At 69.7% G+C, this 13,083-nt stretch carries 11 protein-coding genes; 9 read left to right on the top strand and 2 right to left on the bottom strand.

Translation table 11 applies throughout. The features are described from left to right. The first annotated feature begins 80 nt into the window (after positions 1–80). Genes ABD466_RS14715 through ABD466_RS14705 form a run of 3 tightly spaced genes read left to right on the top strand, consistent with a single transcriptional unit; the run spans position 81 to position 2,500 of the window. Positions 81–1,388 carry a sensor histidine kinase gene (locus tag ABD466_RS14715; RefSeq protein ID WP_344657583.1) on the top strand — a complete coding sequence of 436 codons (1,308 nt, stop codon included), beginning with the start codon at positions 81–83 and terminating at the stop codon, positions 1,386–1,388. Between the two features lie 18 nt (positions 1,389–1,406). Beyond that, positions 1,407–2,060 (top strand): response regulator, encoded by a 654-nt coding sequence (locus ABD466_RS14710; RefSeq protein WP_344657582.1) that lies wholly within the window; start codon positions 1,407–1,409, stop codon positions 2,058–2,060. Positions 2,061–2,065: 5 nt separating this feature from the next. Then, positions 2,066–2,500 carry an ASCH domain-containing protein gene (locus tag ABD466_RS14705; protein WP_344657618.1) on the top strand — a complete coding sequence of 145 codons (435 nt, stop codon included), beginning with the start codon at positions 2,066–2,068 and terminating at the stop codon, positions 2,498–2,500. A gap of 14 nt (positions 2,501–2,514) precedes the next feature. On the opposite strand, the gene ABD466_RS14700 is transcribed toward ABD466_RS14705, so the two are convergent. Continuing rightward, positions 2,515–3,273, bottom strand: coding sequence for an SDR family oxidoreductase (locus tag ABD466_RS14700; RefSeq protein WP_344657581.1), 759 nt, complete (start codon positions 3,271–3,273; stop codon positions 2,515–2,517). Positions 3,274–3,363: 90 nt separating this feature from the next. Between ABD466_RS14700 and ABD466_RS14695 the strand changes: the two genes are divergently transcribed. Further along, positions 3,364–3,831, top strand: a complete 468-nt coding sequence (locus ABD466_RS14695) for an RrF2 family transcriptional regulator (RefSeq protein ID WP_344657580.1) — start codon at positions 3,364–3,366, stop codon at positions 3,829–3,831. A gap of 37 nt (positions 3,832–3,868) precedes the next feature. Here ABD466_RS14695 and ABD466_RS14690 read toward each other — a convergent pair whose 3' ends face one another. Beyond that, a complete protein-coding gene (locus tag ABD466_RS14690) occupies positions 3,869–4,294 on the bottom strand; it encodes a pyridoxamine 5'-phosphate oxidase family protein (protein WP_344657579.1) in 426 nt (141 codons plus the stop codon). A gap of 162 nt (positions 4,295–4,456) precedes the next feature. Here ABD466_RS14690 and ABD466_RS14685 point away from each other — a divergent pair, with 162 nt between their 5' ends. From ABD466_RS14685 to ABD466_RS14660, 5 genes are all read left to right on the top strand, one after another. Next, positions 4,457–6,376, top strand: a complete 1,920-nt coding sequence (locus tag ABD466_RS14685) for a hypothetical protein (protein WP_344657578.1) — start codon at positions 4,457–4,459, stop codon at positions 6,374–6,376. 64 nt (positions 6,377–6,440) lie between these two features. Continuing rightward, positions 6,441–7,418 carry a LysR family transcriptional regulator gene (locus tag ABD466_RS14680; protein ID WP_344657577.1) on the top strand — a complete coding sequence of 326 codons (978 nt, stop codon included), beginning with the start codon at positions 6,441–6,443 and terminating at the stop codon, positions 7,416–7,418. 166 nt (positions 7,419–7,584) lie between these two features. Continuing rightward, positions 7,585–9,912, top strand: coding sequence for a M9 family metallopeptidase (locus ABD466_RS14670; protein ID WP_425558648.1), 2,328 nt, complete (start codon positions 7,585–7,587; stop codon positions 9,910–9,912). 294 nt (positions 9,913–10,206) lie between these two features. Beyond that, positions 10,207–11,211, top strand: coding sequence for a LacI family DNA-binding transcriptional regulator (locus ABD466_RS14665; RefSeq protein WP_344657576.1), 1,005 nt, complete (start codon positions 10,207–10,209; stop codon positions 11,209–11,211). Between the two features lie 152 nt (positions 11,212–11,363). Continuing rightward, a complete protein-coding gene (locus ABD466_RS14660) occupies positions 11,364–13,064 on the top strand; it encodes an ABC transporter substrate-binding protein (RefSeq protein WP_344657575.1) in 1,701 nt (566 codons plus the stop codon). Positions 13,065–13,083: the final 19 nt, after the last annotated feature.

Here is a 13,083-nt window from a genome sequence, read left to right as displayed (position 1 = left end):
CGGAGGTGGGGTAAACCGAACCCCCGCCCTCGTACCAGCACGCTGGGAACCGGCTGCGGCGCCCGATAGCCTCGACGATCATGACCGTCTCTGCCGCGTCGACCCCGAACCCGACCCGCTCGCCACCGCGCATCACCTTCGCAGCCGCCTCCCTCTACCTCATCGCCAGCACCCTCCTCTGGGTCGTCGGGTTCGCTGTCACCACGTTTCTGCTCCTGGTCGGCGTGGCTCTGTCCATCACGCCCTTCGGCCTGTGGATCATCGCCGCCGCGATCAGCACCGCGCGGGCCTTCGGCCGTCTTTACCGGGGGCTCGTCCACAAGCTGTTCCGCACCACACTCGAACCGCCTGCCGACCGCACCACTTCCGGCATCCTCGCCTGGCGCCGTTTCCTCCTCAGCGACGGCGGGAGCTGGATGGAGCTCGCCTTCCTGTTCATCCGCGTCCCGCTCGCGCTCCTGAACCTCGTGGTCGGTGTCGGCCTGTGGATCTACGGCCTGCTCTGGACGCTCTGGCCGCTGCTCCGGAACTGGGACGACCTCTACACGCGACAACCCGACGGCACGGTCCGCCGCGGCCTGCATCCCTTCGGCTTCTGGATCGACACGCTCCCGCGCTCGTTCCTGGTCTCGGTGGCCGGTGTGCTCCTGATCAGCCTCGCCGCCTGGACCGCCCGCAAGCTCGCCGAGCTCGACATGCTCTTCTACCGCACGATCATCAGCCCCGGCCGTATGTCCGTCCGCGTGCGTGAGCTGGAGCGCTCCCGCAGCTATGCCGTCGACGACTCCGCCGCCACGCTGCGGCGCATCGAGCGCGACCTGCACGACGGCGCCCAGGCCCGCCTCGTCGCCCTGGGCATGCAGCTGGTGCTGCTCAAGGACAGCCTCGCCGGCGACTCCGCCGACGCCGACCGGCTCGCGCACAGCCGCGGCCTCGTCGACACCGCGCAGCAGACCGCGAAGACCGCGATCGCCGAGCTGCGCGTCCTCGTCCGCGGCATCCACCCGCCGGCCCTGGACCAGGGCCTCGAACCCGCCCTGCGCACCCTGGCGGCGAACGGTCCGATCCCGACCGCGCTGACCGTCGACGTCCCCGGGCCCCGGCCCGCGCCCGCCATCGAGGCCATGGCCTACTTCTGCGTCGCCGAGCTGCTCACCAACGCCGCGAAGCACGCCTCAGCCCGTCAGGCGACCGTGCACGTCGCCGTCGTCGGCGACCGCCTCCACGCGCGCGTGGAGGACGACGGCCGCGGCGGCGCCCGTCCGCGTCCCGGCGGCGGACTGGCCGGGCTCGCCGACCGCATCGGCACGGTCGACGGCACCGTCGTGATCCACAGCCCGGACGGAGGGCCTACGGTGGTGACGGTCGACTTGCCGACCACACCATGACGCGAAAGGCGACCCCCCGTGCGCATCGTCATCGCCGAGGACACCGCGATCCTGCGGGACGGCCTGGTGCAGCTCCTCGCCTCACGCGGCCAGGAAGTGGCGGCGGCGGTGGGTGACGCCCCGGCCTTGCTCGCCGCGGTCGACGAGCACCGGCCCGACGTCGCGGTCATCGACATCCGCCTCCCGCCGGACCACACCGACGAAGGCGTCCGCGCGGCCGCCGAGCTGCGCCGCCGCTATCCCGAGCTGGGGATCCTGATGTTCTCCCAGTACGTCGAGGCCCGCTTCGCCACCGACCTGCTCGCCCACGGTTCGCGGGGCGTCGGCTACCTGCTCAAGGAGCGGGTGGTCGACATCGACGACTTCGTCGACGCTCTGAACCGGGTCGCCGCCGGCGGTACCGCGCTGGACCCGGAGGTCGTCACACAGCTGGTCGGGGCCAACCGCCGTCCCGGGCGCGGCGAGACCGAGACGCTCACGCCGCGGGAGGCGGAAGTCATGGCCCTGATGGCCGAGGGCCGCACCAACGCCGCGATCGCCGGGTCGCTGGCCATTGGCGAGCGCGCCGTGGAGAAGCACATCGCGAGCATCTTCGCCAAGTTCGATCTGCCGCCGACCGAGGGCGACCACCGCCGGGTGCTCGCCGTTCTCCGCTATCTGGGAGTGAGCTGATGACCATGACCCCGGACGAGGCCGCCGGTCTGCCCGTCACCGCCTTCGCGTTCCCCGGCCCGCTGCGCGACCAGCTCAACGCGGCGATCCTGGACGGCTCGAAGACCTCGACGACCTCGCTCGTGCTCGAGTACCGGCTGGCGGACGAGCCGTTCCCGGAACCGGGCCGGCGCTCGGTGGTGATCGACTCCGCGGGCGAGCCGATCGCGGTCATCGAGACCACCGAGGTCCGTTTCGCGCGGGTCGGCGCCGTCGATCTGGAGCACGCGGTCGCCGAGGGCGAGGGCTACACGTCGGTCGCGGAGTGGCGGGCCGGGCACGAGGACTTCTGGCACGGCGACGCCATGCGCGAGAACGTCGGCGATCCGGAGTTCACGGTGGACGACGACACGGAAGCCGTTCTCGAACGTTTCCGGGTCGTCGCGCTGATCGCCGGCTGACGGGGGGCCGAGACCTACGCCTGAGCCGCCCGCTGCTGCTCCAGCCAGGCGTCGAACGTCGTCGGGGCCAGCCACGCGTCCTTCGCCGGCAGCAGCACGTTCCCGGACATCGTGAGTCCCAACAGCGGCCCGTCCCACGTCGGCACCAGCTTCACGCTCCGCCCCCGCGCCGCCAGCGTGCGTCGCGCCATGTCGACCAGGTCCTGCGTCTCCGGGCCGGCGACGTCCGCGTGCCGGCCCAGTGGCGCGCCGACCGCCACCCGCGCCAGCACCTCGGCCACGTCGCCCGGCGCGATCGGCTGCACCAGCAGCGGCGGGACCGGCGCGACCCCGTCCTGCTCGCTCCAGGTCACGATCATCTCGGCGAAGTCGTGGAACTGGGTCGCCGGCACGATCGTGAACGGCACCGGTCCCGTCTCGACCAGCCGCTCCTGCTCCCGCTTGCCCGCGTAGTGCGCGTTGCCCTCGATGCTGTGGATGCCGACGATCGACAGCAGCACGTGGTGCCCGACCCCGGCCCGCTGTTCGGCGGCGAGCAGGTTCGCCGTCGCGGTCCCGAAGTAGGCGACGGTCGCCTCCGCGTCGGCGCCCGGGGCGTTGGTGGCGTCGATCACCGCCTCCACGCCGGCCAGGGCGGCGTCCAGGCCCTCGCCGGTGGTCAGGTCCACGCCCTGGGACCGGCTGATCGGGACAACGTCGTGGCCGTCCCGGGTGAGGGCGGCGACGGTGAGCTTTCCGATGTTGCCGGTGGCGCCGGCGACGGCGATGCGCATGAGGGTTCTCCCCTTCCTCGGACTCCTGGTGCGCCTCCGACCCTATCTCGGACTAAATAGATCCGCAATCTCTGAGATAGAATCGCCGGCATGAAGCTGCCCACGAGCACCGAATGGGTGTTGCACTGCGCCGCGTCGCTGGCCCAGCTGCAGTCCGGCGACACCGCCTCGGCGGCGCAGCTCGCGGCGTACTACGACCTGCCGGCGCCGTATCTGGCCAAGCAGTTGCAGGCGCTGACCAAGGCCGGGGTCCTGGCGGCGTCGACGGGTCCGCGCGGCGGGTTCCGGCTGGCGCGGCCGGCCGCCGAGATCACGCTGTTGCAGATCGTGGAAGCGGTCGACGGCCCGGCCCGGCCGTATGAGTGCCGCGAGATCCGGCAGCAGGGGCGCGGGGCGTTGCCGCGGGAGGATTGTCAGGACACGTGTGTTCTCGCGCGGAAGATGGCGGACGCGCATGACGCGTGGCGGCGGAGTCTCGCCGGTGTCTCGCTCGCCGACATCCTCGACGAGATTCCGGCCGACGCGCCCGCGCGGACGCGCCGGATCCTGATGGGGTAGGGCGCCGAACGACGGTCGGGCCGCGGAGGGCCACGTCCTACTTGCGCCAGATGTCGCGCAGCCCGGCCTCCGGCGTCCAGAACCGGATGCGGAGCTGACCGTCCTCGACGGTCGTGTGCACGACCTCGCGGATGTCCAGGTCGAACAGGTCCGAGCCCTCGTTCGGGACCGCGGTCGCGATGCCGGAGACCTTGCTGTCGCCGCCGTCCATCGACCCGTCGCCCGGGTTGGCGTGCAGGGCGAAGCGACCGTCGCGCTTGAGGTCCCGGCCCTTGACGGCGTCCGGCATGGAGCCGAGCCGCAGCCGGCCCTCGGCGGCGAAGTCGACCTCGGTGCCGCTGACGCGGGGCGAGCCGTCGCGCCGCAGGGTGGCCAGGACATGGTGTTCGGTCGCGGTGAAGCGGGCCCGGACGGAGGCGGCGAGGTCGGGGGCGGAGTCTGCGAACTGTTGCCAGGTTGCCATGGAGGGGATTCTCGCCGACGGGTCGGACAGGACCCGGCACCCTCATCAAGATCCTGACAAGTTCTGCTCTACGCTGCTCCGGTGAGGGAACGGACGGGCCGGTCGGAGGCAGTGACCAAACGCTCGCTTACTCGTTCTCCACGGCGGAGAAGGGAGGGCCTCGTGCTCGACGACCGCGACCGCCCCTCGGACGGGCGCGAGGATCTCGAAGCGGCGCTGGTGCTGCACTACTCCCGCCTCGTCCGCATCGCCTACCTGGCGCTGCCGCCGGAGGGAGACCGGCATGGCCGGGTGCTGGCGGCCCACGCGATAGTGCAACGGGCTCTGCCGGGCGGTGGGGGATGGTGGCTGGATCCGCGCGGCCGTCGGCTGCGGAAGGCCGGCGGTGATTCGTACGCCGTGCTGCGTGCGGTGGTCGTCCGGTCGGTGCTGCGGGGAAGCCGGCGGTCACGGGTGCTGTACCAGCCTTATGTCTGGGGGCTGCGACTCTTCCCGCTCGGAGGCGGCTCCGAAGAGATGCAGATGGACGCCGCGCTGCGCGAGCTGACCACCACGGCCCGGATGGCGTATGTCCTGCTGGCGCTGGAAGGGCTGCCCGCGGACGAGATCAGGGCTTTGCTGACCCGGGCGGGTGCGAGCGGGGTTCCGGCCGCGTTGGCGAGTGCGGAACGGTTGTCGGCCGAGCATCTGGCCGAAGTGCTGAAGTCTTCGGAGTTCGACCCGTGCACGTTGCGGACGAGGCCGACGGACCTGTCGAGGCGGAGGCTGCGGGTGCGGGCCGCGACGGGTGCGACGGCTGCGGCGCTGACTCTGGGCGTCGCGGCGGTGGTCGGGTTCAGTGGGTCGGGTCCGGACGGGGCGGCCGGGGGAACGGCCGGGACGGCGGATGCCGCGGCTCAGGCGTCTGTTCGCGTCGCCGCGGACGCGTGGCGGGAGAGCGCTCGGATCGACTTCGGCGTGTGGCCCGCCCGGGGAGACGACGCGGAGTCCGGGACTAAGGTCGGGCAGGCGCTGGAGGCGTGGACCGTGCCGCACTCGGACGTCTTCCGCCTCGGCCCGGGTGCCTCGGAGGCACCGCCGGTGTCGCCGGTGCATGTTCTGTGGAACGGACATGTGGACGGCGCCGCTGTCGTGCTGCTGTATGACACGACCCGCCTGGCCCGCTATACGGTTCCCGACCATCCCACGGCCGACGACCCGGTTCGGTTGGACGTGGTCCGTGCCGACGACTCCGATGTGACGACGGCTGGTGCCGTGGTGCTGCGGTCGACGGCGGCCGGGGACCGGTGGCTGGTGGCGCCGTGGGTGGACACGGTGGCGGTGCGGGACGTGAAGGCGCCGGACGTCCTGGCCAAGAGCATGGCCTTTCCCGACGGCGTGACCGGAGTGGTGCCGCGTCCGGTGGTGAGCACGTGTGGTTCGTGGCCCGTGTTGCAGATGCAGTCGTCGCCGCAGATCGCGGAGCATCACACGTTCCTGCTGGCGGATCTCGGCGGTGTGACCGGGACGCATCTGACGTATACGCCGCCGCCGAAGGCCGGGCCGGCGCTGGCCCCGCGCGAGGGAACCGGTCCGGACGCGTTGGTCGCCGAGTCGCGCGTGGTGTGCGGGCTCGGGTCACTGCAGGGGCGGGACGTGAAGCAGATCAACACGTGGAGCTTCGCGCAGCAGACGCTCCCCGCGAACCAGGGCGTGGCTACGTGGGTGTGCTTGCGCGCCGACGATTGGACCGGAGTCGGCACCTCCACCGGCGAGTTCCTGCCCCCGGCCGCGCGGGTGCCCGCGACTGTGACCGGGACTGAGGAGGATGGCAAGTCCTGCACTCGCTTTGATCAGAACGTTGTCGCGCAGACGCGCTGGCGCGGCCCGGACGGACGGACGTATCTACTGGTAGCCGGCTCGCGCCACGTGGTGAAGCTCGGGGTCGCGGACGCGTCGGGGGCTGTGCGCACGACGGTGCCCGCTCCGGACCACACGGCGGCGACTCCGATGAGCGAGGCGGCCGCGATGGCGGCCGGGTCGGCGGGGGCGGCGGTCGGGATCCTGGACACCGGGGCGACCGTGCGCGCTTTCCACCCATGATGGATCTCCCCAGCGGTTGACTGCGGATCTATCCTCACCCTGCACGGCCACAGGGGAGGATGCCATGGAACTGGAACTGCGCCACCTGCGCACCCTGTGCGCGATCGCGGACGCGGGGAGCGTCGGACGCGCGGCGGCGGTCCTGGGGTTCTCGCAGCCTGCGATGAGCACGCAGCTGCGGAGGATCGAGCGGCTGTTCGGCGAGCCGTTGTTCCTGCGCGGGGCCGGGGGCGTGGAGCCGACGGCGTACGGGGTCGAGGTGGTGGCGCAGGCGCGCGATGTACTGGCGCGGGCGGACGCGATCGGGCGGCGAGGACCGGCGGTGTCGGCGGACGGCGGCCGGATGCTGCGGTTCGCCGCCACCAACACGCCGATGTTGTCGGGGCTGGTCAGTCGGCTGCGGAGCGTGCTGCCGGACCTGGCGGTGTCGGTGAGCAGCGTGTACTCGTCGACGGACATCGTCGAACTGCTGGAGGACGGTGCGCTGGACGCCGGGGTGGCCGCCGACTATCCGAGCATCGAGCTGCCGCACTCTGATCGGCTGGCGCACCGCGGGATCGTGACGGAGCCGTCGTTCGTGGCGTTGCCGGCGCGGCATCCGCTGGCGCGGCGGGTCGAGGTCTCCCTGGCCGACTTGTCCGGCGAGGCGTGGTTCGTGACACCGGACGACGGGGCGGGGTGGCCCGGCGTCTTCTATGCGGCGTGCGGGTCGGCGGGGTTCGAACCGGCGGCGGTGCACGAGTTCCTCGGGGACCAGCTGCAGCTCCAGGCGATGATCGCGGACGGGCTGGGGATCTCGATGGTGCAGGCGACGTTGCGGCCGTCGCCGGGGGTGGTGATCAAGCCGCTGGTCGGGACGCCCTTGTGGTGCCGGTATCTGCTGGTGTGGCGGCGGGCGGGATTGAGCGACGAGGTCGCCGAAGCGCTGTTCGCGTCGGCGACGGCGGCGTATCGACAGTTGATCGGGCGCTCGGCGCACTTTCAGGCGTGGGCGGCGGGGACGTATCGGGCGAAGGCGAACCCGGGGCGGGCGCATCTTTAATCTGTGACATTGCACTGCTGAACAGGTACGACACGAGAGTTATGGGTGCGCGTGCCATAGTCCTATCCCCGTAGCGCATTGTCAGGGGGCTGTGGGGGTGCCAGATTGCGGCCAGCGCCTCCTCCCGCGTCGTCTTGAGGCGCGTGTCAACTATCAAGGAGTAGTGATGCGCCACCGATCACGCATGCCCGGAAAGCTTTCACGCATGCCCGGAAGCCTCGCCGCCGCGCTCGTCGCCGTCGCGGTCGTGGCCGGAGTCGCGACGGGGCCGGCGGCCGCGGCGTCGTCGCAAGCCGCTGCGCTGTCGCCGGCGGCTGCGAAAGGCTCAGTGAGTCAGGGATCAAGCTCGCGTTCGCCGGTGGGGTCGTCGGACACGGCCGGTTCCGATCGCTCGGCGGTCGCCAAGTCCGCGAAGCCTGTCGGCGATCTCGCTCCGCACCAGATGGATGGGAACAAGGCCTCTGCCAAGGCCAAGACCGGTGCTGTCGCGGGGGGCACGAAGGCTGCCGTGGCGGCCCAGTCCTGCACGCCGGCGGACTTCGCATCCCGGTCGGGCAGCACGCTCGCCACGTTCGTGAAGGCGTCCACGACTGACTGCGTGAACACCCTGTTCACGGTGACGGGTTCCGATGCCGTCACGATCTTCAGCGAAGCCAACATGATCACGATCGCGAACGCGTTCCACACCGGCGCGTCCAGCTACCCGGGCGACGACTCGACCAGCGTGCAGCAGCTGGTGCTGTTCCTGCGGGCCGGGTACTACGTGCAGTACTACAGCAACGGGTCGATTCCGAACTACAGCCAGGCGCTGGCGACCGCGGTGGAGGGCGCGCTGGACGCGTTCGTCGCCAGTCCGCACCTGCTGGACGTGAACGACAACAACGGGCCGGTGCTGGGTGAGACGATCATCCTGACCGACAGTGCGGACGAGCAGGCGCGGTACCTGGGGACGTACAAGCAGATCCTGAACGCGTACAACAGCTCGTACGACGCGTACTCGACGATGCTGAACGCGGTGAACAACGTCTACACGCCGCTGTTCCGGGGGCACCAGTTCCCGGCGTTCGTGACGGCGGTGACGGCGGATCCGAGCATCATCGACACGCTGAACAGCTTCGCGTTGAACCACCTGAACCTGCTCGGCGGCGACAACTCGTTCCTGGACTCCAACGCGGGACTGGAGCTGAGCCGGTTCGTGCAGCACGCTGCCCTGCAGGCGAAGGTCCGGCCGTTGATGAAGGGGCTGCTCGACGCTTCGTCGATGACCGGGCCGACGGCGGGGCTGTGGGTCGCGGTGGCGGGGAACGCGGACTACTACGACCAGGCGAACTGCTCCTACTACAACGTGTGTGACCTGGCGAACAAGCTGACGGCGGCCGTGCTGACCACGACGACGCACTGCGACTCCAGCCACACCGTGGTTTCGCAGGCTCTGACCTCGTCCGACCTGACGGCCGTGTGCAACAGCATCCTGGGCCAGTACGCGTACTTCCACGGGCTGGTGAAGGACAGCGGTCCGATACCCGGGCAGAACGACGGGAACTTCGTGCTGACGGTGTTCGGGTCGCGGAACGACTACGTGACCTACGCCGGCGTCATCTACGGCGTCGACACGAACAACGGCGGCATCACGCTCACCGGCGATCCGACCGATCCGAACAACATCGTGCGGTCGATCATGTACCAGTGGCCGAACGACAACGGTTTCGTGGCCCGGGTGTGGAACTTGAACCACGAGTTCACGCACGCGTTGGACGCCGAGTACGACATGAAGGGTGACTTCAGCACGCAGATCACGGTCCCGGACATCTGGTGGATCGAGGGCGTGGCGGAATACGTCTCGTACAGCTACCGGAACGTGCCGGACACGGGAGCGATCAGTGAGGCCTCGACGCACCGGTATGCGCTGAGCACTCTGTTCCAGAGCACATACGACAACAGTGACGAGACGCGGACTTATCCGTGGGGATACCTCGCGGTGCGGTACATGTTCGAGAAGCACGCGTCGGATGTGTACGCGATGCTGGCCAAGTTCCGGACCGGCGACTACCAGGGCGCCTACGCGGTCTACAACGGCATCGGGACGCGGTACGACGCGGACTTCACGGCATGGCTCGACCAGTGTGCGGCGGGCGCGTGCCAGACGAACAATCCGCCGCCGACCCAGTCCTGCCCCGGTTCCGACACGCGGGTTATGGGGCAGAACTGCTCGCGGACCGACGAGTCGGCTGCTGCTGGTCAGATCGACTACTTCTACATCTACGTTCCGGCTGGGACCGCCTCCCTGTCCATCACCACCAGTGGGGGCACCGGCAACGCGTACCTGCTCTACAACCCGTACAACTGGGCGACACCGAGTGCGTATTACCAGGGGTCGTTCAACAGCGGGACCACGCAGAGCCTGACGATCAGCAATCCGCCGTCGGGTTACGAGTACATCAGCCTCTATGGGCAGACTGCCTTCAGCGGGGTGACGATTACCACGTCGTACTGAGACAGACTCCGCGGTGGGGCCGCCTGAGGGCGGCCCCACCGTCTCTTTTTTGTGTATCAGAATCCTGTCTACCTGACCTGGTGCGGCGACGGGCCGGCGGGGCGCTCGTGTTACGGCCGTGTGGCCGTCTGGGAAATCCGTTATCACTCCGTGATTGCGGAACCGGTTCCGGCGGTGTTGACTCTTCCCCCGGAACCGGTTTCGCAACCGGTACCGGAACCGGTGCCGGATGGCACCGTGCCACAATCCTGACCGTCATCGACCAGCAGTCATCTCGGGTGGGGAGTCCAGGGCATGCCGATCACTATCGCCGACGTCGCGGCGCGGGCCGGGGTCAGCAAGACCACGGTGTCGCGGGTGCTGAACGGCCGGGGTGAGCTGGACGCGGCCACCGAGGCGCGGGTGCGCCGGGTCATCGACGAGCTCGGTTACGTGCCCAGTGCCCGTGCCGTCTCGCTGGCCCGGGGGCGGACCGGGGTGATCGGGATGCTCGTGCCCTCGCTGACCTGGCCGTGGACCGGGCAGGTGCTGCAGGGCGCGGTCGACACTGTGGAGAGCGGGAAATACGGTCTCATGCTCTTCACCTGTAACCAGGGTGACGGGTCGATGCGGCAGTTCGCGTCGCAGGTCGATGCCAAGGCCTTCGACGGGCTGCTGGTCATCGAGCCTGAGGGGACCCTGGACTACATCACGGAGCTGCACGCGGCCGGGTTGCCGGTGGTGCTGATCGACGACCGGGAGTCGCGGCCGCAGTTCCCCTCCGTGGCGACCACCAACCGTGCCGGGGGCCGGCAGGCCGCCCTGCATCTGCTGGAGCTGGGACGGCGGCGACCGCTCGTGGTCTCCGGGACGCCCGGGTTCGGCTGTGTCACCGAGCGGACCGAGGGCTTCACCGAGGCCTTCGCCGAGGCCGGCTTCCCCGTGCCGGCCGAGGCGCTGCTCGACGGGGACTTCACCTTGGAGTCGGGCCGTGCCGCCGTGGCGCGGGCCGTCGCCGGCGGCGTCGAGTTCGACGCCTTGTTCGCGCACAACGACCTCTCCGCTGCGGGCGCCATGCAGGCGCTGGGGGAGGCCGGGCGCGTGGTGCCGCGTGATGTGGCCGTCGTCGGGTTCGACGACGTCGACCTCGCCGCGCTCACCACGCCGCCGCTGACCACGGTCCGCCAGCCCCTGCGGGAGATGGGGGTGCTGGCGGCCCGGATGCTGTTGGCGCGTTTGGCCGGGGAGCCGTTCCCGACCGAGCCCGTCGTGATCCCGACCGACTTCGTCGTCCGGGGCTCCACCGCACCACAGGCCTAGATCTCTCAGACAGCGCAGATCCCAAGATCCGGATCCGTCCGGGCGCGCCGTCCCCGCCGTCGGAGGCGAGGCGCCGCGTCGCGATGCCGCACACCCTCATGCAGGCGGTGGGGGGTGGGCACCGGGTGGACCGCCCAAGCTCAGGAGGAGCTATGACCCTCGCGACACCCGGCACCGCAGCCCGGCGTCCGCTCGCCGTCCTGGCCGCCGCCGGCCTCACCGTGGCGCTGGCCGCGGGCTGCGGCAGCGCCAAGCACGTCAACGGCTCGAACGGCGGCTCCGGCGGCGGTGCGACCGTGCTGAACGTCGGTATGCCGGACGGCGCCACGCTCCCGGCCAACAACAACCCGTTCCTGGACTCGTCGTTCGCCAAGAAGCTCGGCTACACCTGGCTGATCTGGGAGCCGCTGGCGATGAGCGACGAGGCCAAGCCGGACCAGGACCCCAAGCCCTGGCTGGCCGCCAAGTGGGACTGGTCGCCGGACTACTCCAAGGTGACGCTGACCGTGAAGGACGGCGTGAAGTGGTCCGACGGCACGCCGTTGACCGCGGACGACGTCGCCTACTCCTTCCAGATCCAGAAGGAGCACAAGGAGGTCAACACCTACTCGCTGGCGATCACCGACGTGGCGGTCAGCGGGAACCAGGTGACCGTGTCCTTCGACGGGTCGCAGTACGTGAACCGGACGAAGATCCTGTCCACCCAGGTCATCAACAAGAAGCAGTGGTCCGCCATGGCGGATCCGAGCAAGGACACGGTCGCGAACCCCGTGGGTACGGGTCCGTACACGATCAAGAGCACCACGCCTTCGACGGTCACCGTGACGGCGCGGGACGGGTACTGGAACGGCGCGCCGAAGGTGAAGACCATCAACTTCACCACCTACAGCTCCAACGACACGATGGGCGCCGCGCTCACTTCGGGGGCCGCGGAGTGGAGCTACTACTTCATGTCCGACGCCAAGACCACGTTCGTGGCCAAGGACCCGGCGCACTTCAAGCTCTACTTCCCGGCCCAGCTGTCGGCCGACGGCCTGTGGTTCAACACCACCAAGAAGCCGTTCGACGACCCGCACCTGCGCCGAGCCATGAGCATGGTGATCAACCGGGACGACATCTTCAACCAGGGTGAGGCCGGCTACTTCAAGCCGAAGATCGAGAGCATCACCGGGATCCCGACGCCGCAGGGCGAGCCGTACATCGCTCCGGACTTCAAGGGCAAGGCGCCGGAGGCGGACGTCGCGAGCGCCAAGAAGGAGCTCACCGACAACGGCTACACGTACCAGGGCGACAAGCTGATCGGCAAGGACGGCAAGCCGGTCACGCTGACCATGACCGACCCGGCGGACTGGAACGACTACCAGACCGACCTGGCGATCATCAAGGACAACCTGGCCACCATCGGCATCGACGCGACCGTGGACAAGGCCAACGACGACGCCTGGTTCGACAACATCGCCAAGGGGGACTTCGACACGGCGTTGCACTGGACCAACTCCGGGACCACGCCTTACGACATGTACCAGCAGATCATGGACTCGGCCGGGGTGCGGCCGATCGGCACCGCGGCCACCGAGAACTTCGGGCGGTTCAAGAACGACGAGGCCGACGCGGCGCTGAAGGCGTACGCGAACGCCACCGACGACGCCAGCCGGACCGCCGCCATGAACAACCTGGAGAAGATCTTCGTCGAGCAGATGCCGATGATCCCGACCTCGGCCGGCAACCTCGGCGCGGAGTACTCGACCAAGAACTGGACCGGCTGGCCGACCGCCGAGAACGCGTACGCGGCGCCGCAGCCGACCCGCTGGGGGATGCTCGACATCGTCCTGCACCTGACCCCCGCGTCCTGACCCGGGGAGCGAGACGAAG

The organism is Catenulispora subtropica, assembly GCF_039531675.1.
Taxonomy (GTDB): Bacteria; Actinomycetota; Actinomycetes; order Streptomycetales; family Catenulisporaceae; genus Catenulispora; species Catenulispora subtropica.
The sequence above is the reverse complement of the archived record's forward strand: the minus strand, read 5'-3'. Positions and strand labels throughout refer to the sequence as shown.